Origin of the sequence: Streptomyces sp. 3MP-14, assembly GCF_006334905.2 — a bacterium.
Lineage (GTDB): Bacteria > Actinomycetota > Actinomycetes > Streptomycetales > Streptomycetaceae > Streptomyces > Streptomyces triticirhizae.
Map to the genome: position 1 here is coordinate 143026 of NZ_VDLZ02000002.1, position 24198 is coordinate 167223.

A 24198-nucleotide genomic window follows, 5' to 3' on the forward strand; every position below is an offset into this window, starting at 1 on the left:
CGCCCGTGACAGACGACGCGTCAACCCCCCGTCCCGTGCCGGTGTCCAAGATCGACACCTCCGTGCCGCACTCCGCCAGGATCTGGAACTACTGGCTGGGCGGCAGCGACAACTACGAGGTGGACCGGATCGCCGGGGACCAGTACCGGGAGGCGTTCCCCGGCATCGTGGACGTCGCCCGCTGCTCCCGGCAGTTCCTCGTCCGCTCCATCCGCTACATGGCCCGCGACGCCGGCGTCTGGCAGTTCCTCGACGTCGGCACCGGGCTGCCCACCGTGGACAACACGCACCAGGTCGCCCAGCGGGTCAACCCCGAGGCCAGGGTGGTCTACTTCGACAACGACCCGCTGGTGCTGATGCACGCCAACGCGCTGCTCACCTCGACGCCCGAGGGCCACACCGCCTATGTGGAGGCGGACCTCCAGGAGCCCGAGCGCATCCTCGAAGCGGCCGCCGAGCACCTCGACCTCGACCTGCCGGTCGGCGTGATCCTCAGCGGCATCCTCGGCCATGTCGAGACCTTCGAGGAGGCCCAGTCCATCGTGCGGCGCCTGATGGCCGGGCTGGCCCCCGGCAGCCACCTCTCCATCAACGAGGGCACCGACACCGACGAGGTGTACTGCGCCGCGCAGGCCGCCTACAACGCGTCCGGCGCCATTCCGTACCGGCTCCGCACGATGGACGAGATCCGGGGGTACTTCGACGGCCTCGAACTCGTCGAGCCCGGCGTGGTCACCGTGCCCCGCTGGCGGCCCGACCCGGCGGCCAGCCAGGGCCCCCAGGACGTCGGCCAGGCCGGCGGGGTCGCCCGCAAGTCCTGAACGCCGCGCCCGCCGCCGGTCACTTCTTCTTCCGGGCCCGGCTGGGCTGCACCCGGGTGGGCTCGCCGGCCACCTTGGGGTGGTCGGGCGGGTAGGGCAGGTCGCCCAGGCCGTGCTCCCGCTCGTCCCGCTCGGCCAGCTCCAGCACCGCCTCCAGCCGGCACGGGTGCTCGGCCATCTCCGCGTGCGGGTCGCCCACCTCGGCGAACCGGCCCGGCATGGTGGCCAGGTCGAAGTCCTCCGGGCGGGCGTCGGGGACCTCCTCCCAGGTCAACGGGGCCGAGACCGTCGCCGTCGGGCGCGGCCTGACCGAGTAGGCGCTGGCGATGGTGCGGTCCCTGGCCATCTGGTTGTAGTCCACGAAGATCCGCTCGCCGCGCTCCTCCTTCCACCAGGCCGTGGTGACCCGCTCGGGCGCGCGCCGCTCCAGCTCGCGCCCCACCGCGATCGCCGCCCGCCGCACCTGGGGAAACGTCCACTCGGGAACGATCGGCACGAAGACGTGGATGCCGCGCCCGCCCGAGGTCTTCGGCCAGCCGCGCAGCCCCAACTCCTCCAGCAGCTCCCGCAGTTCCAGCGCGGCCCGGACGGCGTCGGCATAGTCGGTGCCCGGCTGCGGGTCGAGGTCGATCCGCAGCTCGTCCGGGTGCTCGGTGTCGTCGCGGCGCACCGGCCAGGGATGAAACGTCAGACAGCCCAGGTTGGCCGCCCACACCACGGCGGCCGGCTCGTTCGGCGCGAACTCGTCCGCGTGCCGGCCGCTGGGGAACGAGATCCGCCCGGTGGGAATCCAGTCGGGGATGTTCTTCGGCGCGCGCTTCTGGAAGAACGCCTCGCCGGTGACGCCGTCGGGGAAGCGTTGCAGCGTGGTGGGGCGGTCCCGCAGCGCCCGCAGCGCGCCGTCGGCCACGGCCCGGTAGTACTCGACCACGTCCAGCTTGGTGTAGCCGCGCTCCGGAAAGTACACCTTGTTCGGGTTGCTCACCCGCACCTGGCGCCCGCCGACCGTGACCTCCAACGCCTCAGCCATGTTTCCACGGTAGGTCCGGGCGCGCCTCGCCGCAGTCCGAGGCGCCGCCCGTTCACCGCGAGCGCCCCCCGCGCGCACCCGCGCGCCGCCGGTCCTCGGCACGCTTCCGGCCCCCGGCGCGTTCCCAACCCCAGGAAGCCAGCGCGAACAGCGGCAGCGCGATCGCCAGCAGGGCCGCGCTCCCGGTCAGCCCGCCGACCAGGAAGTTGCCGCCCAGGTCCGCCAGCCCGTAGTAGTAGCCCAGCAGCACCACGACCAGCACCGCCCAGCCGCCCAGCACCGTCTCGGCCACCCGCCACACCAGCGCCGCCCGGCCCCGCCGCCCTCCGGGCTCGGCCTGCTGCCGTGCGCCCCGCTCCCGACGGGCCCGCACCAGGCCCAGTGCCAACGTGGCCATCAGCAGGACATAGCCGAGCGCCGTCATGGCCAGCACCAACGCCGTCGGGGGTCGCACCGTCGTCCGCCGCCCTCACTCGACCGGGCCGCGCAGCAGGAAGTGCCAGCCGCGCACGAAGGTGTGCCAGCCGAACCACAGCCACACCGCGAACAGCACCCAACGCCCCACCGGGTAGCGCATCACCGCGTCCATCGCGTCGCTCAGCGTCGGCAGCCCCGCCTCGGGCCGGGCCAGCGTCAGCGCCTCCCAGCCGAAGAGCGCCCCGAAGAGCAGGGCCCACACCAGATAGCCCGCCACCGGATGATCCGCCACGCACGCCTCCCGGCCTCGCGATCCGTCCACCACACGTTCCCGACACCCCAATGTGGCCGACCCGGGCCGTCCGGCCACGGGGGCGCGCCCGGACGGCCGGCACACCACCCCCGACTGTCGGCGCCCCCCGGTACAGTGCCAGGACAGCGACTTCGCACGGTGGGGGGCCAGATATGGCACTGTTCGGCAACGCGCACGCGATCGACCCGGGGCAGGCGCAGCAGGAGTACGGGCGGCTGTTCGGGCAGGGGGAGCGGGTGCAGGCGGCGTTCCTGCTGATCCGGGACACGCTGCTGTTCACCGACCGCCGGCTGATCCTGGTCGACAAGCAGGGCATCACGGGCAAGAAGGTCGAGTACCACTCGATCCCCTACAAGAGCATCACGCACTTCTCGGTCGAGACCGCCGGCCACTTCGACCTGGACGCCGAGTTGAAGATCTGGGTCTCCAGCAACCCGACGCCGCTCCAGAAGACCTTCACCAAGGGCGTCGACATCTACGAGGTGCAGGCGATACTCACCCAGTTCGTCGCCAGGTAACGCGCACGGACGCCCGCCCCGCCCGAACGGCGGCGCGCCGGGGGCGCGGCCGGCGGCCCGCGGGGACAATCCGCAGCATGGAGCTGCCCGTGATGCCCCCCGTCAAGCCCATGCTCGCCAAGCCGGCCGCGCGCATCCCGCCCGGGCTGCACTACGAGGCCAAGTGGGACGGCTTCCGGGCGATCGTCTTCAGGGACGGCCCGGAGATCGAGATCAGCAGCCGCTCCACCAAGCCGCTCACCCGGTACTTCCCCGAGCTGGCCGAGGGCCTCCTCGCGCGGCTGCCGGAGCGCTGCGTGCTCGACGGCGAGATCGTCATCGCCCGCGCCGGGCGGCTGGACTTCGACGCCCTGCTGGAGCGCATCCACCCGGCCGACTCCCGGGTGCGGATGCTCGCCGAGCGGCACCCGTCGGGCTTTGTCGCGTTCGACCTGCTGGCGCTGGGGGAGCGGTCGTTGCTGGCGGAGCCGCTGGCCGAGCGCCGCCGGCTGCTGGTCGAGACGCTGGCCGACGCCGGCCCGCCGCTCTTCCTCGCCCCCGCCACCACCGACCTGGCGCTCGCCCAGGACTGGTACCAGCGCTACGAGGGCGCCGGCCTGGACGGCGTCGTCGCCAAGCGGCCCGACCAGCCCTACACGCCCAACGAGCGCACCATGGTCAAGATCAAGCACGAGCGGACCGCCGACTGCGTGCTCGCCGGCCTGCGCCACCACAAGAGCGGCCCCGTCGTCGGCTCCCTGCTGCTGGGCCTCTACAACGCCGACGGCCGGCTGCAACACGTCGGCGTCGCCGCCTCGTTCACCGCCAGGCGGCGCGAGGAGCTGATGGCCGAGCTGACGCCGCTGCTGATGGACTCCGTCGAGGGCCACCCGTGGGCCGACTGGGCGCGCGAGGAGGCGCACGAGAGGGACCGACTGCCCGGCGGCCCCAGCCGGTGGACCGGCGGCAAGGACCTCAGCTGGCTGCCGCTGCGCCCCGAGCGGGTCTGCGAGGTCGCCTACGACCACATGCAGGGCGACCGCTTCCGGCACACCACCCGGTTCCGCCGCTGGCGCCCCGACCGGCAGCCCGATGAGTGCACCTACGCCCAGCTGGAGGAGCCCGTCGGCTACGACCTCGACGAGGTGCTGACCACCCGCGCCGACTGACGGCGCCGCCCCGGCCCCCTGAGCGCAACGGCGCGCGCGTTCCGGCCGCCTGACGTGCCATCAGTCCTGGACGCTTTATCGACGCATCGATAGAGCGCATCTATGATGCGTTGCTGTTATGAATCTCCGCACGCCGCGGGCCACTTCGTCCGCCACCCTCGACGTTTCCCCGCGCTGTCGACCGGGGTGGGCCCGCTGAGCGAGACGCCGCCGGCGACCGTCCCGGCGGTGCCCACCGCCCGCGCCGTCCCGGCCCACGGGCCAGGTCCGCACGGCGTGCGCCCCGCCACCCCGGCGCCTCCCGCGCCCCACCGTCCGGCCGCTAAGACGTCCCACCCGCACCGCAGCACCATGGCACCATCAGGAGAAACGCGCCGTGACCGAAGACGCGCCCATGATCGACCGGACGGTGCCGCACTCGGCGCGGATCTGGAACTACTGGCTCGGCGGGCGCGACTACTACGCGGTGGACCGGGCGGCCGGTGACGACTACTGCCGGATCTTCCCCGAGGTCCGCCAGGTGGCCCGCGCCTCACGGGAGTTCCTGGGCCGCAGCATCCACTACCTGGCGCGCGAGGCCGGCATCACCCAGTTCGTCGACATCGGCACCGGGCTGCCCACGGCGGAGAACACGCACCAGATCGCCCAACGCGTCCGCCCCGACGCCCGGATCGTCTATGTCGACAACGACCCGCTGGTCATCGCCCACGCCCGCGCCCTGATGGCGAGCGGCCCCAAGGGCGCGACCGACTATGTGCACGCCGATCTGCGGGACCCGGCGGGGGTGTTGGCGGCCGTCGACCAGACCCTGGACCTCGACCGGCCGGTGGGCCTGATCCTCAGCGGCGTCCTCGGCCATGTCGAGGAGTACGGGGAGGCGCGGGGCATCGTCAGCGCGCTGCTGGCGGCGCTGCCCCCGGGCAGCCATCTGTCGGCGAACGACGGCGTCACGGGCCGCCCCGCGTTCGCCGAGGCCCAGGGCCGGTACAACCGGACCGGTGCCGCCCCCTACCTGTTGCGCAGCCGGGCCGAGGTCGCCGGCTTCTTCGACGGGTTGGACCTGGTCGAGCCCGGCGTGGTCTCCTGCCCGCTGTGGCGCCCAACGCCCGGGGCCCGCCCGGCGCGTTCCGACCTGGAGATCGTCGGCGGCGTCGGGCGCAAGCCCTGACCTGGCCCGGGAGAGCGTAGCCTCTCCGAAGATCCCGCTCGCCCGAGGGCATTCGGGGACCGGGGACCGGGCCGCCCGGCGCGGCAGCGGAGACCCGGCGGAACGCCGGCGAAAGACCCAGCGGAACAGAACGAAAGGCGGAGCGACGCTTCGATGGCTTACACCTATGGCCGCACCGTGACGCACTGCCCCTACTGCGGCGCCGGGTACGCCGCCGTGGAGGGCTGGCCCAGGGACTGCCCGCGCTGTGGCGAGACGCTCTGGGCCAACCCCCTGCCGGTGGCCGTCGCCCTGCTGCCCGTGGTGGCGGCGGACGGCAGCCGTGGCCTGGTGGTGGTCCGCCGGGATATCGAGCCCTGCCGTGGTGAACTGGCCCTGCCCGGCGGCTATATGGAGATCGGCGAGGACTGGCGGCAGGCCGCCGCCCGCGAGTTGTGGGAGGAGACCGGCCTGACCGCCTCCACGGAGAGCGTCACGCTCTACGACGTGCGGAGCACCGAGCGCAACCTCAACGTCTTCGCGCTGTTCCCGCCCGTGGACGCGGCCGGCCTGCCGCCGTCCCGGCCGACGTCCGAGGCCACCGAGTGGCTGGTGCTCACCCGCCCCGCCACCTTGGCCTTCCCCACCCACACCGACATGGCGGCGGCCTACCTGGCCGGGGCGAGGGCCGGGGCCGGCTGAGCACCCCCGGGCTCAGGCCACGCCGGCCCGGCGCGTCGACCCCCGGGTCTGGCCGGCCACCGCCGGCCGTTCCCCGGTCACCCAACTCCCCAGCGCCATCTCGGCGGTGATGCCGGGGCCGAAGCCCGCGATCTGCCCCCTGGCGCCTTCCGGCACGCCCCCGGCGGCGAACAGCCGCTCCAGCGCGTCGAAGACCACACAGCTGGCGATGTTCCCCCGCTCGGTCAGCGTGGCCCGGCTGAAGCGGAACATCTCCGGCGGCACGTCCAGGAAGTGGCACAGGTCGTCCAGGATGCGGGGCCCGCCCGCGTGCACGATGTGGAAGTCCAGCCCCGAGACGTCCCACTCGTGTTCGGTCGCCAGGGTGCGCAGCGCGGGCGCCAGCATCTTCATGGTGGTCGGCACCCGCTTGTCCAACTGGAAGTGGAAGCCGGTGGCCCGCACCGCGTAGGAGATCCAGTCCTCCGTGTCCGGCACCAGATGCGAGCCGTTGCGCTCCAGACGCACCCCGCTGCCACCCCGGCCGCGCACCACGGCCGAGGCCACCGCGTCCCCGAAGAGACCGTTGGAGAGCAGCTGCCCGACGCCCAGGTCGGTGGGCTGGTAGCAGAGCGAGCAGAACTCGCACGCCACGATCAGCGCGTTGGTCCCCGGATAGGCCCGGCAGAAGTCGTGCGCCCGGTTGATCGCCGCGCCGCCGGCCGCGCAGCCCAGCTGGGCGATCGGCAGTTGACGCGTCTCCGGCCGGAAACCCAACGTGTTGATCAGCCAGGCGGTCAACGAGGGCATCATGAAGCCCGTGCACGAGACATAGACGATCAGGTCGATGTCCCGAACGGTCAGGTCCGCCTGGTCCAGCGCCCGGTAGACCACCGGCGGCACCCGGCGCTTGGCCTCCGCCTCGTAGACCCGGTTCCGCTCCTCGAAGCCGGGGTGCTCAAGCGTTTCCTCGATCGGGCGCACGATGTGCCGGGTGCGCACCCCGGTGTTCTCGATCAGCCGCAGGGCCAGAGCGAGTTGCGGATGGTCGGCGTGCATGGTGCGTGCCAGCCGGAGGGTCTCCTCCAGGGTGAGCACGTGCTCCGGTACCGCGATCGCTGGTCTGCACAGAATGGCCATGATCCCCTCCCCTTGCCGCGACCGGGGCCCGGGGCGCCCGGCGCGGTATCGACGGCAGTCTCAGTGGTGGTGCCGGTCACCAAGCGACCGGAAGCTCATACGGGTAGCGCCAGATCGACTCGTCGTTCCACCGCACCCGCTCGGCCGGTACCGCGAGCCGCAGCCCGGGGAAGCGGGCGAGCAACGTGCCGATGGCCAGCCGCAGTTCCATCACGGCCAGCGGCGCGCCGATGCAGTGGTGGACCCCCCAGCCGAACGTCATGTGCGGCGCCGGCGACCGGTCCAGGTCCAGCTCGTCCGGGTTCGGGAAGCGTGCCGGGTCCCGGTTGGCCGCCAGATAGGACACGTGCACGGTGTCGCCGGCGCGGATGGTGACGTCGCCGATGCGCACGTCCTCCAGGGCGATCCGGGGAATCCCGACGCCCTTGCGGAACGGGATGAACCGCAGCAGCTCCTCCAGCGCGTCCGGCAGCCGCTCCGGCCTGGCGCGCAGCTTGGCGAGCTGCTCGGGGTGGGTGAGCAGGGTGTAGGTGATGTTGCTCAGCTGGTAGGTGCTGGTGTCGTGGCCCGTCATCATCAGGACCATCGCCATCACGGCCAGCTCGTCGGGCCCCAGCCGCTCCTCGCCGTCCCGCGCGGTGGCCAGGTGGCTGATCAGGTCCTCGCCCGGGCTGGCCCGGCGGACCTGGGTCAACTCCTTGAAGTAGGCGCGCAGTTCGGCCTTGGCCTGGATCGCGGCCTCCTTGGTGGCAGCGCCGGTGGCCATCATGGCCATCGCCCGGCGCCGCAGCTCGGGCCGGTCGTCCTCGGGGATGTCGAGGACCTCGCAGATGGTGGTCAGCGGCAGCCGGGAGGAGAGGTGGGCGACCAGGTCGGCCGGCGGGCCGTGGTCGGCCATCTCGTCCAGCAGGCCGTCCACGATCCGTTGGATCGCCGGCCGCATGGCCTCCACCCTGGGCGCGGTGAACGCCTGCGCCACCAGGCGGCGCAGCCGGCTGCTGGCCGGCGGGTCGAGCAGGTTGATGGACTCGGACTGGACGATGGGCGCGGGGGTCATCCGGGGGAAGTTCCGCCCGGCGACGGCGGCCCTGCTGAACCTGCGGTCGGTGGTGACCAGCCGCACGTCCTCGTAGCGGGTGACCAGCCAGGCCGTGCCCTCGCCGTAGGAGAGGGTGACGCGGGCGACCGGTTCCTCGGTCATCAGGCGTCTGAGCGTGGGGTCGAATTCCAGCCCTTCCGCGAAGTCGAACGGGCAGTGGTGGACGGTGTCGGAGGTGGCCAAGGGAGGCGCTCCAGTTCGTCGGGGATCGCCTGGACGAATCGTTCTGTCCCCGTCCCACGGCGCGGTCATGTGCCGCCCCTGCGGAATTAACCCGTTAGAGGAGAGATACCGCGATATTTCTTCACTTAGGGTGGTGCGTTCCCGTGAGGTCGCCGGGGCGCACGGCGCGCGCTCCCGCGCCCGCCGCAGGTCAGCGGCTCGTCGGCTGCCCGGTGGGCTCCGCGTCGCCCAGGTTGTCCGGCAGGCGCAACCCCTCGCGCAGCGGCACCAGTTCGGACTGGAGCACGAGCGCGGCGGCGCCGATGGCCGGCGCGGTGGCGGCCGAGCGGGAGAGCCGCACGGTGATGGAGTGGGTGGCCCGGGAGAAGAACGCGCGGTCCAACTCGTCCTGCACCACCGGCAGATAGATCGAGCCGGCGATGGCCAGGCTCGGGCCGGTGAGCACCAGCTGCTCCAGGTCCATCACGTTGGCCAGGGTGCGGGCGGCGACCGCCAGGTGCCGCGCCGAGCTCTCCAGCAGCTGCTTGGCGCGGGCGTCGCCGCGCAGCGCGGCCCGGGTGATCGCGGCGAAGTCGGCGAGCCAGCGCGGGCGTTCGGGGGCGTCGGCGAGGCCGGCCGAGCGGGCCAGCGTCGCGTCGGCGCGGGCGGCGCTGACCACGGCGCCGGGACCGGCCAGCATCTCGGTGCAGCCCCGGGCCCCGCACCAGCACGCGGGACCGTTCACATCAAGACAAATATGGCCGATCTCGCCCGCGTTGCCGCTGGCGCCCCGGTAGGTGATCCCGTTGACCACGAGGCCGGCGCCGATCCCGGTGCCCATGTAGATGGCGGCGAACGTGGAGGTGCCGCCCACGTCGCCCGACCAGTGCTCGCCCAGCGCGGCGGCGGTGGCGTCGTTGTCCAGGACCACCGGCAGCCGGGTGGCGGTCTCCAACCCGCTGGCCAGTGGGTAGTCTTCCCAGTGCCGCATCGTCGGCGGGCTCACGCGCATCCCGCTGATCTGGTTCAGGGGGCCGGGGGCGACCAGGCCGAGGCCCAGTATCCTGCTGCGGTCGACACCGGCGCCGTCGATCAGCGCGTCGACCTCCGTCGCCATGCGTTCCATGATGACCGGCGGATCGTCGGTGCCAACGCCCGCCCGGGACATCCGGGCGACCACCGAACCGCCCAGGTTGGTGAGCACATACGTGATGCCGGCATGGTCCAGATGCACACCGACGGCGAACCGGGAGGACTGGTTGAGCTGGAGCAGCACCCGGCGTTTGCCGCCGGTGGACTCCGCCCGGCCGGACTCCAGCACCAGCCCGTCGTCGATGAGGCGACGGACCACGGTGGAGATGGTGGCGCCCGTGAACCCGGTGGCCTTCACAAGCCCGACCCGGCTGATGGTGCCGGCTGCCCGGATCACGTCGAGCACCGCCGCCCTGCTGCTGGCATGGGGGGTCGCTCCGGCAGGTCCGCTCACTGAATCCTCATCCTCCGCACTCCGCGCGAGAGTTCACCGCTTCGGTACGCGTCGCCCGGGTGACACTGCGCGACTCTTAGTTTATTTGGCTGACGAAGCATTTGGCCAGTGTGAACGACGGGACGGGAGACGCACCATGCGACATGGCGCACGGTGGCAGCGCGGGTGCGGGGCGTGTCCGCCCCAAGTGCGGGCGCGTCGTTGTCTGTTCGTGTCATTGGAGGGTTGACTTTGTTAATTCGGCGGCTTAACAATCACATACCCCTGGGTGACTCCGCCCATGCCCCAACGTCGGGGCAGGCTAAGAGAGGAACGAGAATGTCCTTGCACGCAAGGTGGCGGCGCGCGAGAGCGGCGGCGATCGGGACGGTCACGATCGGTCTGCTCGCGACCGCGTGTGGCGGGTCCGGCGGAGGGTCGTCCACCGACCCCGACACGCTGATCGTCTACACCGGGCTCGCCGGCGAGTGGCAGCGCAACTACAACCCCTACTCGCCGGAGGCGATCGAGGGGATCGGCTCCATCTACGAGCCCCTCTTCTTCTTCAACACCGCGCGCCAGGACGAGCCGGCCGGCCGGCTGGGCACCGAGTACGCCTGGAACGAGGACGGCACCGAGCTGAGCATCACGCTGCGCGAGGACGTCACCTGGTCCGACGGTGAGGCGTTCGACGCGGAGGACGTCGCCTTCACCTTCGACCTGATCCGGGACACCCCGGCGTTCAACAGCTTCGGCTTCGACGGCACCACGGAGGTCGTGGACGCCAGCCATGTGACCGTCAGCTTCGAGGACCCGGCGTATATGGACGCGCCCCAGCTGTTGGGCAAGTCGCCGATCGTTCCCGAGCACATCTGGGCCGGCATAGAAGAGCCGGAGACCGACATCATGGCCGAGCCGGTCGGAACCGGCCCGTTCCTGCTCGATGACTTCAAGCCCCAGGCGTTCACCCTGACGTCCAACCCGGACTACTGGGACGGCGAGCCCGAGCTGAAGAACGTTCGCTATGTGGCGCTCTCCGGCAACCAGGCCGGCGCCGACGCGCTGGCCGCCGGCGAGATCGACTGGCAGACCGGCCCGGTGCCGGACATCGCCAACTTCGAGGAGAACCACGAGGGTTACAAGGTCATCACCATCCCCATGAACCAGACGGTGTTGGTGACCTGCGCCAACACCGAGCTGGGCTGCGAGGGGCCGCAGACGGACCCGGCGGTCCGTCAGGCGATCTTCCACGCCATGGACCGCGAGACCCTCAACTCGCTGGCCTTCCAGAACACTTCGAGCGAGATCTCGCCCGGCTTCGCCCTCCCCGAGCGGGACGCGGCCTATGTCTCCGCCGACCTGGAGAACCGCACCGCCAGCATGACCGCCGACGCCGCGCAGGCCGAGGAGATCCTGGAGGCCGCCGGCTATGTCAGGGGCGGCGACGGCATCTACGCCAAGGACGGCGTCAAGCTGGAGATGACGGTCAACGTGGTGACCGGCTGGACCGACTACATCACCGCCGTCAACACCATGGCCGAGCAGCTGAACGAGGTCGGCATCAAGCTGACGGTCAACCAGGCGTCCTGGAACGAGGTCACCGACTCTCGCAACACCGGTAACTTCCAGCTGGCGATCGACTCGCTCTACCCGGGTGCCTCCCCCGACCCGTACTACATCTACTACCAGTTCTTCCACAGCCAGAGCACCAAGCCGGTCGGTGAGAGCGCCAACCCGAACTGGTCGCGCTACGCCAACCCCGAGGTGGACGCGGCGATCGAGGAGCTGGGTCAGCTCAACCCGGAGGACGGCCAGGACGCGCGTCAGCCGTACTACGACACCATCCAGGCCGCCATCGAGCGGGACATGCCCTACATCCCGATCATGGTCGCCGGCACCACCAGCGAGTTCAACGCCGGCAAGTTCTCCGGCTGGCCGACGGACGTGAACCTCTACGCCTTCCCGGCGGTGTGGTCGCGCCCCGACCAGTCGCAGATCTTCCGCAACCTGAAGCCCGCCGGTGAGTGACGCCGCCTGATGAGGTACTACGTCCGGAAGCTGGGGTTCTATCTCGTCGCCCTGTGGGCGGCGTTGACCCTGAACTTCTTCATCCCGCGAATGATGCCGGGCAACCCGGTCGACGCGCTGCTGGGCAAGCTCCAGCAGCGCGGCGGCCAGGTCGGCCCCGAGGTCCGCGAGTCCTTCGAGGCGCTGCTCGGGTCCGACTCGGGCGAGCCCCTGTGGAACCAGTACTTCACCTATCTGGGCAATCTGGCCAGAGGTGATCTCGGTATCGCGACCAGTGCCTTCCCGGCCAAGGTCAGTGACGTCATCGGGCAGTCCCTGCCCTGGACCGTCGGCCTGGTGGGCATCGCCACCCTGCTGTCGTTCGCGCTGGGCGTGGTGCTCGGCGCGGTGGTCGGCTGGAAACGAGGCTCCTGGCTGGACCACCTCGTTCCGGCCACCACCGTGCTCTCGGCGGTGCCGTACTTCTGGCTGGCGTTGATCTTCGTGCTGGTCTTCTCCTCCCAGCTCGGGTGGTTCCCGCTCAACCACGGCTACGACGTGGCGCTGTCCACCGGCTGGAACTGGGAGTTCATCAGCTCGGTGATCGAACACGGCACCCTGCCGGCCCTGACCATCGTGGTCTCCTCGGTGGGCGGCTGGCTGCTGGGAATGCGCAACATGATGGTCTCCACCATCTCCGAGGACTACATCCTCACCGCGCAGGCCAAGGGGCTCCGCGACCGCCGCATCATGAGCCGCTACGCGGCCAGGAACGCGGTGCTGCCCTCGGTGGCGGGCTTCGCCATCTCGCTGGGCTTCGTGGTCTCCGGCTCCATCATCACCGAACAGGTCTTCTCCTACCCGGGCATCGGCTCGCGGCTGCTGTCGGCCGTGCAGAACAGCGACTACGCCCTGATGCAGGGGATCTTCCTGGTCATCACGGTGGCGGTGCTGGGGGCGAACCTGGTCGTCGACCTCCTGTACGGGGCCATCGACCCCCGTACCCGAGTCGAGAACTGAACGGAGCGGCAACGTGACCAATCTCAGTCCGCTCCCCGGCGGCGCCGACGACGGCGCGCCGCCCATCGGGGGCACGACCGACCCGATCGCCACGGCACCGCGCCGGGGCAAGAACGGTCTGCGCGCCCTGCTGCCGAGCTGGTCGCCCAAGCTGGGCATCGGCCTGTTCCTGGTGCTGGGCATCGCGCTCTTCGGCATCGTCGGGCCGCCGTTCTTCCAGAACCCCAACGCGATCGACCCGATCGGCATGACCGAGCCCAGCGGCGAGTACCTGCTGGGCACCACCCAGACCGGCCAGGACGTGCTGGCCCAACTGGCGCACTCCACCAGAGGATCGCTCCAGATCGGCCTGCTGGTCGGCGTGCTCGCCACGCTGCTCTCGGCGCTCTTCGGCATCGTCGGCGGCTATCTCGGCGGCGCGATCGACGAGGGCTTCTCCCTGTTCACCAACATCATGCTGGTCATCCCCGGCCTGCCGCTGGTGATCGTGGTCGCCGGCTTCGTGCCGGCGGAGGACCGTGGCTGGTGGACGGTGGCGCTGGTGCTGGCCGTCACCGGCTGGGCCGCCGCCGCGCGGGTGCTGCGCGCCCAGACCCTCTCGCTGCGCAACCGCGACTATGTCGCGGCGGCGCGGGTGGCGGGGGAGAAGCGGTGGCGGATCGTCTCCGTCGAGATCCTGCCCAACCTGCTGCCGCTGCTGGCCTCGCAGTTCGTCTTCGCCGTCATCGCGGCGATCCTGGCCGAGGCCGGCCTGTCCTTCCTGGGCCTGGGCGCGTCCAACAGCCACACCCTGGGCACCATGCTCTACTTCGCCCAGAACGGCTTCGCGCTCCAGTACGAGGCCTGGTGGTGGTTCGTTCCGCCGGGGCTGCTGATCGCGCTCTTCGGCTGCGGCCTGGCGCTGATCAACTTCAGCATCGACGAGATCATCAACCCCAAGCTGCGGATCACCCGTCAGGTCAAGGCCGTTGGCGACGTCGCCGAGGCGGCCGTCGCCGGGCACGAGGCGGTCACCGAGTCGTCGCCCGCCGAGCGCCGCGACGACCTGGTCCTCACGGTGAGGGGGCTCAACGTCGTCTACCGGAGCGAACGCCCGGTGCACGCCGTCAAGGACGTCTCGCTCACCCTGCGGCGCGGCGAGATCCTGGGCCTGGCCGGCGAGTCCGGCTGTGGCAAGACCACCCTCGCCTACGCGATCAACCGACTCCACCGGCCGCCGGCCGAGGTCACGGAGGGCTCCGTCACCTTCCACGACCGCTCCGGGCAGGACATCGACCTGCTGGCCCTGGAGAACGAGGAGTTGCGGGCGTTCCGCTGGTCCAAGCTGTCGATGGTCTTCCAGGGCGCGATGAACTCGCTCAACCCGGTGATCACCATCCACGAGCAGCTGGACGACGTGCTCACCACCCACGAGCCCGGCATGTCCAAGGAGGAACGGCGGGCGCGGTGCGCCGAGGTGCTGACCCTGGTGGGCGTCGACCCCCAGCGGCTCGACTCCTTCGCGCACGAGCTGTCCGGCGGGATGCGGCAGCGGGTCATGATCGCCATGGCCATGCTGCTCAACCCGCAGGTGATGATCATGGACGAGCCCACCACGGCGCTCGACGTGGTGGTCCAGCGGGGCATCCTGCGGGAGATCATCCGGCTGCGGGACGAGCTGGGCTTCGCGGTCATCTTCATCACCCACGACCTGCCGCTGCTCCTCGAACTCACCGACCGCATCGCGGTGATGAGGGCCGGTGAGATCGTCGAGTACGCGCCGGCCGAGGAGATCTACGCCAGCCCACGGCACGAGTACACCCGCAAGCTGCTGGAGTCCTTCCCCAGCCTGACGGGCGACCGTGGCTCCTTCATCCGCACCGGCGAGTCCGCGTCGCGGACCGAACCGCCGGCGGCGAGCGCGAACGAGAGGGCGCAGCCATGACCACACTGGAGGTCCGCGACCTGGTCAAGGACTACCCGATCCGCTCCGGGCTGCGCCGCTCGACGCTGCGCGCGGTCAACCACGTCTCGTTCACCCTCACCCCGGGCCGCACCGTGGCGCTGGTGGGGGAGTCGGGCTCGGGCAAGTCGACGGTGGCCAAGACCATCGCCCGGCTGGAGAAGCCGACCGGCGGGCGCATCGTGGCGACCAAGGAGGACGGCACCCCGGTCCGCGACCGGGAGTACCGCGACCACGTGCAGATGGTCTTCCAGGACCCGTTCGCCTCGCTCAACCCGTTCCACACCATCGAGCACCACCTGTCCCGGCCGCTGCGGCTGCACGGCCGGGCGCGGAGCGCGGAGGAGACCCGCAGGGGCGTGGAACAGCTGCTGGAGCGGGTCAACCTGACCCCGGCCGAGGACATGGCGCCCCGCCGGCCGCACGAGCTGTCCGGCGGCCAGCGTCAACGGGTCGCCATCGCGCGGGCGTTGGCGCCCGGGGCGCAGGTGGTGATCGCCGACGAGCCGGTCTCGATGCTGGACGTCTCGATCCGGCTGGGCGTGCTCAACCTGCTGGCCAGGCTCCAGCGCGAGGACAACCTCGCGGTGCTCTACATCACCCATGACCTCGCCACGGCGCGGCACTTCTCCGACGACATCCTGGTGATGTACCGGGGGCGGGTGGTGGAACGCGGCCCTGCCGACGAGGTGATCCTCAACCCGCGCCACTCCTACACCCAGTTGCTGGCGAAGGCGGCGCCCAACCCGGACGAGCGGGGCCGCTCGCTGGCCGACTCGCCGGGCGCCATCACCCGCGAGGACCTGGGGCGTGGCTACGACCACACCACGGGCTCCTGGTACGAGTTCGACCGGCCGGTCTCCGTGCCCCTCCAGGGCGCGGGACCCGAGGTCGCCCGCCCCTGATCCGGGAGGCCGGGGCGGGGCTCGTACGGGGTGGGGGCGGCGGTTTCGACCGCCGCCCCCACCCCGTGCCGGGGTGATCCACGGTGATCGTCGTCGAATGCCCTTCGACTCAGAGAGTGTGATCTGGATCACCAGGGCTTCGAACGAGGTTGGCGATATATCCGCAGAAATCCGGCCTTACGGTCCAGGCGAGGGAGGAGGAGAGGGGAGACGCTGTTGACTTACTTAATTCGGCACCATAACAATCTCAACCGGTCTGAGCTCGTCACCACCTGGGAGTAATCACGATGATCCGCCATGCCCTGCACGACGGTTGGCAGCTGACGGCGATCGCCGGTCCGGTACCGGAGAACATCTCCGGGCGCACCGTGCCCGCCCACGTGCCGGGCAGCGCCCACCTGGACCTGCTGAACGCCGGACTGATCAACGACCCCTACCAGAACCGCGTCGAGGAGGAGCTGGTCTGGGCGCACCGCACGGACTGGCGCTACGCCACCACCGTCGACGCCCCGGCGGCCGCCGACGACGAGCGCGTCGACCTGGTCTTCGATGGCCTCGACACCGTCGCCACCGTCGAGCTGGCCGGCCGCACCCTGGGCTCGACCGCGAACATGTTCCGCTCCTACCGCTACGACGTGCGCGAGCTGCTGGACGGCACCCCCGCCGAGCTGGTCGTCACCTTCCGCTCCGCGCTGGCCTACGCCGAGGAGGCCGAGCGCCGCCTCGGCCCGCGCCCGCACGTCTACCCGCACCCGTTCAACGCCGTCCGCAAGATGGCGTGCAGCTTCGGCTGGGACTGGGGCCCCGACCTCCAGACCGCCGGCATCTGGAAGCCCGTCACCCTGGAGCGCTGGCGCGTCGCCCGGCTGGCGAGCGTCCGCCCGCTGGCCAGCGTCACCGAGGACGGCGCCGGCCGGCTCACCGTGCACGCCGACATCGAGCGCTCCGGCCTCGGCGCGGCCGGCGAGCTGACCGTGACCGCCACCGTGGCCGGGCACACCGCCACCGCCACCGTGCCCGCCGACGCCACCAGCGCCACCCTCACCGTCGACGTCCCCGACGCCGAGCTGTGGTGGCCGGTCGGCTACGGCGACCAGCCGCTCTACGACGTGACGGTCGAACTGGCCGCCGGCGCCGACCCGTTGGACACCTTCGAGCGCCGGGTCGGCTTCCGCACCATCACCGTGGACACCACCCCGGACGAGCACGGCACCCCGTTCACCTTCGTGGTCAACGGCCAGCCGATCTTCGCCAAGGGCGCCAACTGGATTCCCGACGACCACTTCCTGACCCGGATCACCCGGGAGCGCCTCGCCCGCCGCATCGACCAGACCGTCGAAGCCAACATGAACATGCTCCGCATCTGGGGCGGCGGGATCTACGAGACCGACGACTTCTACGACCTGTGCGACGAGCGCGGCGTGCTGGTCTGGCAGGACTTCCTGCTGGCCTGCTCCACCTACGCCGAGGAGCCCGAGCTGTGGGCCGAGTTCGAGGCCGAGGCCAGGGAGAACGTCGCCCGCCTCACCCCGCACCCCTCGCTGGCGCTGTGGAACGGCGGCAACGAGAACCTCTGGGGCTACATGGACTGGGGCTGGCAGCGGGACCTGAACGGCGCCACCTGGGGCTACGGCTACTACACCGACCTGTTCCCACGCGTCATCGCCGAGCTGGACCCCGAGCGCCCCTACTCGGCCGGCAGCCCGAACAGCCCCGGTTACCACCCGACCGAGCTGCACCCCAACGACCAGGACCACGGCACCCGCCACGAGTGGGAGGTGTGGAACCGCGTGGACTACACCACCTACCGCGACCACACCCCCAGGTTCTGCTCGGAGTTCGGCTTCCAGGGCCCGCCGACCTGGGCGACCCTCACCGAGGCCATCACCGAGCGGCCGCTGACCGCCACCTCGCCCGCGTTCCTGCTCCACCAGAAGGCCGACGACGGCAACGGCAAGCTGGACCGCGGCATGGCCCCGCACCTGCCCGACACCCACACCTTCGAGGACTGGCACTGGGCGACCCAGCTCAACCAGGCCAGGGCCGTCGTCTTCGGCATCGAGCACTTCCGCTCCTACTGGCCGCGCACCACCGGCTCGCTGGTCTGGCAGCTCAACGACTGCTGGCCGGTGACCTCCTGGGCGGCCATCGACGGCGACGAGCGGCCCAAGCCGCTGTACTACGGCCTCAAGCACGTCTACGCCCCCCGGCTGCTCACCTTCCAGCCCAGGAACGGGCGGACCGCGCTGGTCGCCGTCAACGACACCGGCACCGAGTGGGCCGGCGAACTCCGCCTGGAGCGGGTCACGTTCGACGGCGAGGTGCGCGAGACCGCTACCATCTCCCTCGGCGTGGCGGCCCGCTCGGCCGCCGAACTCGACGTGGCCGACTCGCTGTTGAAGGCGGCCGAAGCGCGACGGGAGGTACTGGTGGCGACGGTGGGCGAGACCCGCTCCTTCCACTACTTCGAGGAGGACCGCGACCTGGCCTACGACCCGGCCGCGCTCACCGCGCGGGTGACCCGGGTGGCCGACGGCTACCGGGTCGAGGTGACCGCCTCGTCCTTCGCCAGGGACGTGGCGCTGCTCGCCGACCGGGCTGCCCCGGACGCCGTCGTGGACGACGCGCTGGTGACCCTGCTCGCCGGCGAGTCGCACACCTTCCAGGTGCGCACCGCCGCCGAGATCGACCCCGCCGAGCTGACCGCGCCGCTGGTGCTGCGCTCCGTCAACTCGCTGCACGCGGCGGCGCGGAGCTGAGGTGGGACGTTCGGAGGCCGTCGGCCTGGTCCTGGCCAGGCCGGCGAGGCTGCTCGGGGTCGAGCCGTTCTTCATGGAGTTCATCGCCGGCATCGAGGAGACGCTGGCGGAGCGCAGTCTGTCCGTGCTGCTCCATGTGGTCGCGACCCACGAGGAGGAGATCGCCACCCACCGCAGGTGGGCCGAGCGCGATCTGGTGGAGGCCGTCATCGTGGTCAACCTGACCGTCGGTGACCGGCGTCCCGATGTGCTCGCCGGTCTCGGGTTGCCCGCCATCATGGTGGGCGCCTGGGACGGCGGCCCCGACGTCCCCGCCGTGGTCACCGACAGCACCGGGCCGGTCCGCGAGGCGCTGGCCCGGCTGCTGGAGCTGGGCCACCGGCGCATCGCCCGGGTCACCGGGCCCAGCGACCTGGTCCACACCCGGGCCAGGACGGCGGCCCTCACGGACGGCTGCCGGGCCGCCGGGATCGAGCCGGTGATCGTCGAGGGCGACTACTCGGCCGAGTCCGGCGCCGAGTTGACCGAGAAGCTGCTGCGCCGCGCCGAGCGACCCACCGCGATCATCTATGACAACGACGTGATGGCGGTGGCCGGCCTCGGGGCGGCCAAGGCGGCCGGCGTCCGGGTGCCGGAGCAGCTGTCGCTGCTGGCCTGGGACGACTCCACGATGTGCCGGCTGGCCTCGCCCGCGCTCTCCACGATGAGCGTGGATGTCCACCAGTTCGGCGTCTCGGTCGCCGAGTCCGTGCTGGAGTTGATCGACGGCCGGCCGGTCACCCCGCGCTGGTCGCCGGCCCCGCGCTTCGTTCCCCGGGGCACGACGGCTCCCGTCACCGGCTGAGGCCCGCGCGCCGGCCCGACTGTCAGAGGCGGATGGCAGAGTGGGCGGCATGACGAGCACCGCCGCCCAGCCAGACCAGCCCGACCGGACCGACGACGCGACGAGGGCCCATCTGCTGCACTACCTGCGGGAGGCGCGGGACGCGTTGGTCTGGAAGCTCGACGGGCTCTCGGAGTACGACCGGCGCCGGCCCCTCACCCCCACCGGCACCAACCTGCTGGGCCTGGTCAAGCACGCCACCCTCGTCGAGCACGACTACTTCGGCGTGGTCTTCGACCAGCCTGTCGAGCCGCTCTCCTGGACCTTCCACGAGGACGAGCCCAACGTCGACATGTGGGCCACCGCCGACCAGTCCAGCCGGGACCTGATCGCCGAGTACCGCAGGGTCGGCGAGCACTCCGACGCGGTGATCCAGAAGCTGCCGCTGGACACGCGCGGCCGGGTGCCCTGGTGGGCCCCGGAGCGCGCCGAGGTCACCCTGCACCGGATCGCCGTCCACACGATCGTCGACCTCCAACGGCACGCCGGGCACGCCGACATCCTGCGGGAGCTCATCGACGGCGCGGTCGGCCTGCGCACCCCGGGGGACAACCTGCCCGCCACGGACGCCGACTGGTGGGCCGACTACCGCCGGCGCCTTGAGGACGTGGCGCGCGGGTTCATAGCCGACTGAACCGGGGGCCGCCCGGGCCGCCCGGGCCGCCCGGGCGCGTCGCTCAGCCGAAGGTGTCGGGGTGCGGCCCGGTGCGCAGGTCGGACTCCAGCGCGGCGATCGTCGCCATGTCGTCCTCGTCCAGCGTGAAGTCGAGGACGTCCAGGTTCTGCCGGATGCGCTCCGGCGTCACGGACTTGGGGATGACGATGTTCCCGAGCTGGAGGTGCCAGCGGAGCACCGCCTGCGCGGGCGTGACGTGGTGCCGCTCGGCGACCCGGCCGAGCGACGCGTCCCGCAGCAGCCCGCCCTTGGCCAGCGGGCTCCACGCCTCGGTGGCGATCCCGTGCTCCCGGTGGAAGGCCCGCAGCTCCACCTGCGGCAGCCCCGGGTGCAGCTCCACCTGGTTGACGGCCGGCACGATCCCCGTCTCGTCCATCAGCCGTTGGAGGTGTGTCACATGGAAGTTGGAGACCCCGATGGCGCGGATCCGGCCGTCCGCGTACAGCCGCTCCAGGGCCCGCCAGGTGTCGACATAGCGATCCTGCTCCGGCGCCGGCCAGTGGATGAGATAGAGGTCGAGCCGGTCGAGCCCGAGCCGCTCCAGCGAGGCGTCGAAGGCGGCGAGCGCCCGGTCGTGGCCCTGGTCGTCGTTCCACAGCTTGGTGGTGACGAACAGCTGGTCACGGGGGATGCCGGAGGCGGCGAGCGCCTGCCCGACGCCGCGCTCGTTGCCGTAGGCGGCGGCGGTGTCGATGCTCCGGTAGCCCGCCTCCAGCGCGGTCCCCACGGCCTGGGCCGTCTCGTCGTCTGGCACCTGGAAGACGCCGAAGCCGAGCTGCGGCATGGTGACGCCGTTGTTCAGGGTGACATCCGGGATCGACGGCATGACGGCTCTCCTCGCTGGTCCTCACCGGTCTTCGGCGCCGTGCGGCACCCCCTGCGCTGACCACGCTAGGGCTCGGGCGCCGGCCCGGCCATTCGGGACGGCGGCCCCTCAGCCCCGGCCCCGTTCCCCGCCGTCGCCCCCGCCGCTGCCATCGCCCTCGCTGCCGCCGCCGGCCCGGTCCGCCGTGCGGCGCGCCCGCGCCCCCGTGGTCAGCGCGCCCAGCAGCAGCACCAGCGCGCCACAGCCGCTGATCACCCACCAGCCAGCCGCCCGCGATCCGGCCGCCAACACCGTGCCCACCACCGCCACGCCCAGCGCCGACCCCACCTGCCGCCCCGTCGAGGCCACCCCGGCCGCGACACCGGCCTGCGCCTTGGGCATCCCGGTCACGGCCGTGTGCGTGATGGGCGCGTTGACCAGCCCGAAGCCCACGCCGAACAGCACATAGCCGGTGAACAGCACCGCAAGCGAGGTGTCCGGGTCCGTGCCGGACAGCCACGCCCCGCTGAACGCGATCGTCACGCCCGCCACCACCAGCGGGCCACGCCCGCCGATCAGCCCGATCAACTGCCCGGACAGCGGCGAGAACACCAGCGTGGTCGCCGCCATCGGCAGCAGATAGAGCCCGGCCTGGAGCGGACTGAGGTGCCGCTCGTCCTGGAGGTAGAGCGTGTTCAGGAACAGGAAGCCGGCCAGCGCCGCGAACGACGCGATCGCGATCACGAACGCCCCGCTGAACGGGACGCTGCGGAAGAAGTCCAGCTCCACCAGCGGCTCCCGCCGCCTCGGCTCGTAGACCAGCAACCCCACCAGCGCCAGCGCCGCCACCCCGACGCCCGCCAGCAGCAGCGGCGAGGTCCAGCCGGCCCGCCCGCCCTCGATGATTCCGAACGTCAGCGCGCCCAACAGCGTGATCACCAGCAGCTGCCCCACCGGGTCCAGCCGCCGGGGCCTCGGCGCCCGCGACTCCGGCACGAAGAGCGTGGTGAGCACGAGCGCGGCCAGCCCGATCGGCAGGTTCAGCCAGAAGATGGCACGCCACCCGAAGGAGTGCACCAGCGCGCCGCCCACGATCGGCCCGATCGCCATCGAGATCCCCACCACCCCGCCCCAGGCGCCGATGGCCCGCGCCAACTCCCGCCGGTCCGTGAAGGTGTTGGTGATGATCGACATCGCCACCGGGTTGAGCATCGAGCCGCCCACCGCCTGCGCGGCCCGGAACGCGATTAGCCAGCCCAGGCTCGGCGCCAGCGCGCACAGCACCGAGCCGGCGGTGAAGATCACCAGGCCCACCCGGAAGACCCGCCGCCGCCCCAGCCGGTCGGCCATCGAGCCCGACAGCATCAGGAACGAGGCCAGCACCACCGTGTAGACGTCGAGGGTCCACTGGAGCCCGGAGACCTCGGCGTCCAGCTCACGGCCCAGGTCGGGCAGGGCGACATTGAGCGCGGTCACGTCCAGGCTCACGATCAGCAGGCTCATGCAGCAGATGGCCAGGATCAGCAGCCGGCGACGGCGGGGCAGGGTCTCGTTCTCGGGCACGGTCACTCAGCGTAGCCCGTGGTGCGGGCGGCGCTCCCCGGCCTGCCACGGGGAATACCGGGTGCGAAGGAGACGTTGCGACCGTCGGACCCACAGGGTGCCGACGCCGCCCACCCGCCATGTCACGCAAGGAGGGCACGTGTCCCCGATCTCACCCGCCACCCATGTCATCGCCTACCGGGCCGCCGAGCAGCTGCTGGACGCCGGCGATCCGCGCGGCGCGCTCAAGCTGCTCGACCCCGTGGTCAGCGCCTACCCGGAGAACACCTCCGCCCGGCTGCTGCGCGCCCGCGCGTTCTTCCTCGGCGCGCAACTGCGCAGCGCCGAGCAGGAGTTCCAGCTGATCGTGGAGCGCGAGCCGGACAACGCCTACGCGCACTTCGCGCTGGCGCGCACGCTCCAGCGCGCGGCGCGCGGCGACGAGGCGCTGCGCCACTTCCGGCTGGCCGCCGCCCTGGACCCCAAGCCGGACTACCTGGCCGCCGCCCGCTTCGGCGAGCCGGGCTGACCGTTGTTCCCGGCCGGCCAAGTCCCCGCGCGAGGCCCCGGGGCCCGTCGTCCGCGACGGGCCCCGGGGGAGTGCACCATGGACCGATGCTGATCGGGGAGGCGCGCGAGGCCGCGCGCGACTGGGTGCGGACGAACGCGGCGGCACAACCCTGGTTCGCCGGGGCCTACTTCGGCGGATCGACGGTGGGGCTCCCCGAAGGAGCCGAGGTGCCGCGCGGCTCCGACATCGACGTCATGGTCGTCACCACCGACCCTCAACCCCCGACGAAGCCCGGCAAGTTCCTCCACCGGGGCGCGCTGGTCGAGATCAGCCTGGTGCCGCACGCCGAGCTGGCCAGCCCCGAGGCGGTGCTCGCCGACTACCACCTGGCCGGCCCGTTCCGCGCCGACCCGCCGCCCGCCGACACCCTGATCGCCGACCCCACCGGCCACCTGACCCGGCTCCGGCGCGCGGTGGCCGGGCGCTTCGCCGAGCCCGCCTGGGTGCGGACCCGGTACGAGCACGCGCTGGCCCGGGCGCGGAACGGGCTGACCCATGTCGCCGAGACCGCCCCCGACCTCGCCCCGCCCTCGCCGGCGGCCGTGCTCGGCTGGCTCTTCCCCACCGGCGTCACCACCCATGTGCTGCTGGTCGCCGGGCTGCGCAACCCCACCGTGCGGCTGCGCTACCTGCGCACCAGGGAGCTGCTGGCCGAACGCGGCCTGCCCGACGCCTACCCGCCGCTGCTGGCGGCGCTCGGCTGCGCCACCCTCACCGCCGAGCGCGCCGAGGCCCATCTGGCCACCCTGGCCGAGGCGTTCGACGCGGCCGCGCCCCTCGCCGCCGCCACCCCGTTCCCGTTCCGCTCGGACGTCCAGGCGCCGGCGCGGCCCGTCGCGATCGACGCCAGCCGCGAGCTGATCCGGGCCGGCCGCCACCGCGAGGTGCTGTTCTGGCTGGTGGCCACCCAGGCCCGCTGCCAGCTGGTGCTGGCCGAGGCCGGGACGGAGGAGCAACGGCGGGCGCACGCCGGCGGGTTCGCCGCCCTTCTGGCCGACCTGGGCCTGGGCACCGCCGCCGACCTGGCCGAACGCGCCCGCCGCACCCTGGGCACGCTGCCAGCCCTGACCGCCACCGCCGAGGAGCTTCTCGCCGGCTCCACGCGCGGCGCCCCGTCAACCGCCGGCTGAGGCCGCCCCGTTCACCG

The 24198-nt window shown here is 71.9% G+C and carries 22 protein-coding genes; 14 read left to right on the forward strand and 8 right to left on the reverse strand.

Features of this window, described 5'->3' with window-relative positions:
- The first annotated feature begins 5 nt into the window (after window positions 1-5).
- Window positions 6-821, forward strand: coding sequence for an SAM-dependent methyltransferase (locus FH609_RS03070; RefSeq protein WP_193317894.1), 816 nt, complete (start codon window positions 6-8; stop codon window positions 819-821).
- A 19-nt stretch (window positions 822-840) separates the two neighbouring features.
- Here FH609_RS03070 and ligD read toward each other — a convergent pair whose 3' ends face one another.
- Genes ligD through FH609_RS03085 form a run of 3 tightly spaced genes read right to left on the reverse strand, consistent with a single transcriptional unit; the run spans window position 841 to window position 2560 of the window.
- Window positions 841-1851 (reverse strand): non-homologous end-joining DNA ligase, encoded by a 1011-nt coding sequence (gene ligD / locus FH609_RS03075; RefSeq protein WP_139667650.1) that lies wholly within the window; start codon window positions 1849-1851, stop codon window positions 841-843.
- Window positions 1852-1903: 52 nt separating this feature from the next.
- Window positions 1904-2305 carry a DUF6256 family protein gene (locus FH609_RS03080; protein ID WP_139667651.1) on the reverse strand — a complete coding sequence of 134 codons (402 nt, stop codon included), beginning with the start codon at window positions 2303-2305 and terminating at the stop codon, window positions 1904-1906.
- Window positions 2306-2320: 15 nt separating this feature from the next.
- Window positions 2321-2560, reverse strand: coding sequence for a DUF6186 family protein (locus tag FH609_RS03085; RefSeq protein ID WP_139667652.1), 240 nt, complete (start codon window positions 2558-2560; stop codon window positions 2321-2323).
- Between the two features lie 173 nt (window positions 2561-2733).
- On the opposite strand from FH609_RS03085, the gene FH609_RS03090 reads away from it, so the two are divergent.
- The 4 genes from FH609_RS03090 to FH609_RS03105 all read left to right on the forward strand — a co-directional run bounded on the left by FH609_RS03090 (window position 2734) and on the right by FH609_RS03105 (window position 6096).
- Complete coding sequence (locus FH609_RS03090; RefSeq protein ID WP_139667653.1) at window positions 2734-3099, forward strand: PH domain-containing protein; 366 nt, start codon at window positions 2734-2736, stop codon at window positions 3097-3099.
- Window positions 3100-3176: 77 nt separating this feature from the next.
- Window positions 3177-4247 (forward strand): ATP-dependent DNA ligase, encoded by a 1071-nt coding sequence (locus FH609_RS03095; RefSeq protein WP_139667654.1) that lies wholly within the window; start codon window positions 3177-3179, stop codon window positions 4245-4247.
- Between the two features lie 394 nt (window positions 4248-4641).
- On the forward strand, window positions 4642-5415 hold the full coding sequence (locus FH609_RS03100) for an SAM-dependent methyltransferase (protein WP_139667694.1): 774 nt from the start codon (window positions 4642-4644) through the stop codon (window positions 5413-5415).
- A gap of 153 nt (window positions 5416-5568) precedes the next feature.
- Window positions 5569-6096, forward strand: a complete 528-nt coding sequence (locus FH609_RS03105) for an NUDIX domain-containing protein (protein ID WP_139667655.1) — start codon at window positions 5569-5571, stop codon at window positions 6094-6096.
- A 12-nt stretch (window positions 6097-6108) separates the two neighbouring features.
- On the opposite strand, the gene FH609_RS03110 is transcribed toward FH609_RS03105, so the two are convergent.
- From FH609_RS03110 to FH609_RS03120, 3 genes are all read right to left on the reverse strand, one after another.
- A complete protein-coding gene (locus FH609_RS03110) occupies window positions 6109-7215 on the reverse strand; it encodes a type III polyketide synthase (RefSeq protein WP_139667656.1) in 1107 nt (368 codons plus the stop codon).
- Between the two features lie 76 nt (window positions 7216-7291).
- A complete protein-coding gene (locus tag FH609_RS03115; protein WP_226961361.1) occupies window positions 7292-8497 on the reverse strand; it encodes a cytochrome P450 in 1206 nt (401 codons plus the stop codon).
- A gap of 190 nt (window positions 8498-8687) precedes the next feature.
- Window positions 8688-9962 carry an ROK family transcriptional regulator gene (locus FH609_RS03120; RefSeq protein ID WP_139667658.1) on the reverse strand — a complete coding sequence of 425 codons (1275 nt, stop codon included), beginning with the start codon at window positions 9960-9962 and terminating at the stop codon, window positions 8688-8690.
- 318 nt (window positions 9963-10280) lie between these two features.
- On the opposite strand from FH609_RS03120, the gene FH609_RS03125 reads away from it, so the two are divergent.
- From FH609_RS03125 to FH609_RS03155, 7 genes are all read left to right on the forward strand, one after another.
- A complete protein-coding gene (locus FH609_RS03125) occupies window positions 10281-11969 on the forward strand; it encodes an ABC transporter substrate-binding protein (protein ID WP_139667659.1) in 1689 nt (562 codons plus the stop codon).
- Window positions 11970-11978: 9 nt separating this feature from the next.
- Window positions 11979-12968, forward strand: coding sequence for an ABC transporter permease (locus tag FH609_RS03130; RefSeq protein ID WP_139667660.1), 990 nt, complete (start codon window positions 11979-11981; stop codon window positions 12966-12968).
- A gap of 13 nt (window positions 12969-12981) precedes the next feature.
- Window positions 12982-14892 (forward strand): dipeptide/oligopeptide/nickel ABC transporter permease/ATP-binding protein, encoded by a 1911-nt coding sequence (locus tag FH609_RS32255; RefSeq protein WP_319789576.1) that lies wholly within the window; start codon window positions 12982-12984, stop codon window positions 14890-14892.
- Window positions 14889-15815 (forward strand): ABC transporter ATP-binding protein, encoded by a 927-nt coding sequence (locus FH609_RS03140; RefSeq protein ID WP_139667661.1) that lies wholly within the window; start codon window positions 14889-14891, stop codon window positions 15813-15815. The genes FH609_RS32255 and FH609_RS03140 overlap by 4 nt, the downstream gene beginning before the upstream one ends.
- Window positions 15816-16102: 287 nt before the next feature.
- Window positions 16103-18574 carry a beta-mannosidase gene (locus FH609_RS03145; RefSeq protein WP_139673638.1) on the forward strand — a complete coding sequence of 824 codons (2472 nt, stop codon included), beginning with the start codon at window positions 16103-16105 and terminating at the stop codon, window positions 18572-18574.
- 1 nt (window position 18575) lies between these two features.
- Window positions 18576-19418, forward strand: a complete 843-nt coding sequence (locus FH609_RS03150) for a LacI family DNA-binding transcriptional regulator (RefSeq protein ID WP_139673640.1) — start codon at window positions 18576-18578, stop codon at window positions 19416-19418.
- 49 nt (window positions 19419-19467) lie between these two features.
- The gene (locus FH609_RS03155) at window positions 19468-20091 is read left to right on the forward strand and encodes a DinB family protein (RefSeq protein ID WP_139673643.1); all 624 of its coding nucleotides are present in this window, start codon (window positions 19468-19470) and stop codon (window positions 20089-20091) included.
- Between the two features lie 43 nt (window positions 20092-20134).
- Here the strand turns inward: FH609_RS03155 and FH609_RS03160 are convergent, their stop codons facing one another.
- Window positions 20135-20959: an aldo/keto reductase gene (locus FH609_RS03160; protein ID WP_139673646.1), complete on the reverse strand. Its 825-nt coding sequence runs from the start codon at window positions 20957-20959 to the stop codon at window positions 20135-20137.
- A gap of 108 nt (window positions 20960-21067) precedes the next feature.
- Window positions 21068-22501: an MFS transporter gene (locus tag FH609_RS03165; RefSeq protein ID WP_264372789.1), complete on the reverse strand. Its 1434-nt coding sequence runs from the start codon at window positions 22499-22501 to the stop codon at window positions 21068-21070.
- 139 nt (window positions 22502-22640) lie between these two features.
- Between FH609_RS03165 and FH609_RS03170 the strand changes: the two genes are divergently transcribed.
- Together FH609_RS03170 and FH609_RS03175 are read left to right on the forward strand one after the other, a co-directional pair.
- On the forward strand, window positions 22641-23009 hold the full coding sequence (locus FH609_RS03170; RefSeq protein ID WP_193318085.1) for a tetratricopeptide repeat protein: 369 nt from the start codon (window positions 22641-22643) through the stop codon (window positions 23007-23009).
- 86 nt (window positions 23010-23095) lie between these two features.
- Window positions 23096-24181, forward strand: coding sequence for a hypothetical protein (locus FH609_RS03175; protein ID WP_139673651.1), 1086 nt, complete (start codon window positions 23096-23098; stop codon window positions 24179-24181).
- Window positions 24182-24198: the final 17 nt, after the last annotated feature.

Excerpts from the sequence above, each read along its gene's own strand:
- ligD (WP_139667650.1), bottom strand. The coding sequence starts at position 1,851 with ATGGCTGAGGCGTTGGAGGTCACGGTCGGCGGGCGCCAGGTGCGGGTG.
- FH609_RS03090 (WP_139667653.1), top strand. The coding sequence starts at position 2,734 with ATGGCACTGTTCGGCAACGCGCACGCGATCGACCCGGGGCAGGCGCAG.
- FH609_RS03095 (WP_139667654.1), top strand. The coding sequence starts at position 3,177 with ATGGAGCTGCCCGTGATGCCCCCCGTCAAGCCCATGCTCGCCAAGCCG.
- FH609_RS03100 (WP_139667694.1), top strand. The coding sequence starts at position 4,642 with ATGATCGACCGGACGGTGCCGCACTCGGCGCGGATCTGGAACTACTGG.
- FH609_RS03105 (WP_139667655.1), top strand. The coding sequence starts at position 5,569 with ATGGCTTACACCTATGGCCGCACCGTGACGCACTGCCCCTACTGCGGC.
- FH609_RS03110 (WP_139667656.1), bottom strand. The coding sequence starts at position 7,215 with ATGGCCATTCTGTGCAGACCAGCGATCGCGGTACCGGAGCACGTGCTC.
- FH609_RS03125 (WP_139667659.1), top strand. The coding sequence starts at position 10,281 with ATGTCCTTGCACGCAAGGTGGCGGCGCGCGAGAGCGGCGGCGATCGGG.
- FH609_RS03130 (WP_139667660.1), top strand. The coding sequence starts at position 11,979 with ATGAGGTACTACGTCCGGAAGCTGGGGTTCTATCTCGTCGCCCTGTGG.
- FH609_RS03140 (WP_139667661.1), top strand. The coding sequence starts at position 14,889 with ATGACCACACTGGAGGTCCGCGACCTGGTCAAGGACTACCCGATCCGC.
- FH609_RS03145 (WP_139673638.1), top strand. The coding sequence starts at position 16,103 with ATGATCCGCCATGCCCTGCACGACGGTTGGCAGCTGACGGCGATCGCC.
- FH609_RS03155 (WP_139673643.1), top strand. The coding sequence starts at position 19,468 with ATGACGAGCACCGCCGCCCAGCCAGACCAGCCCGACCGGACCGACGAC.
- FH609_RS03160 (WP_139673646.1), bottom strand. The coding sequence starts at position 20,959 with ATGCCGTCGATCCCGGATGTCACCCTGAACAACGGCGTCACCATGCCG.
- FH609_RS03175 (WP_139673651.1), top strand. The coding sequence starts at position 23,096 with ATGCTGATCGGGGAGGCGCGCGAGGCCGCGCGCGACTGGGTGCGGACG.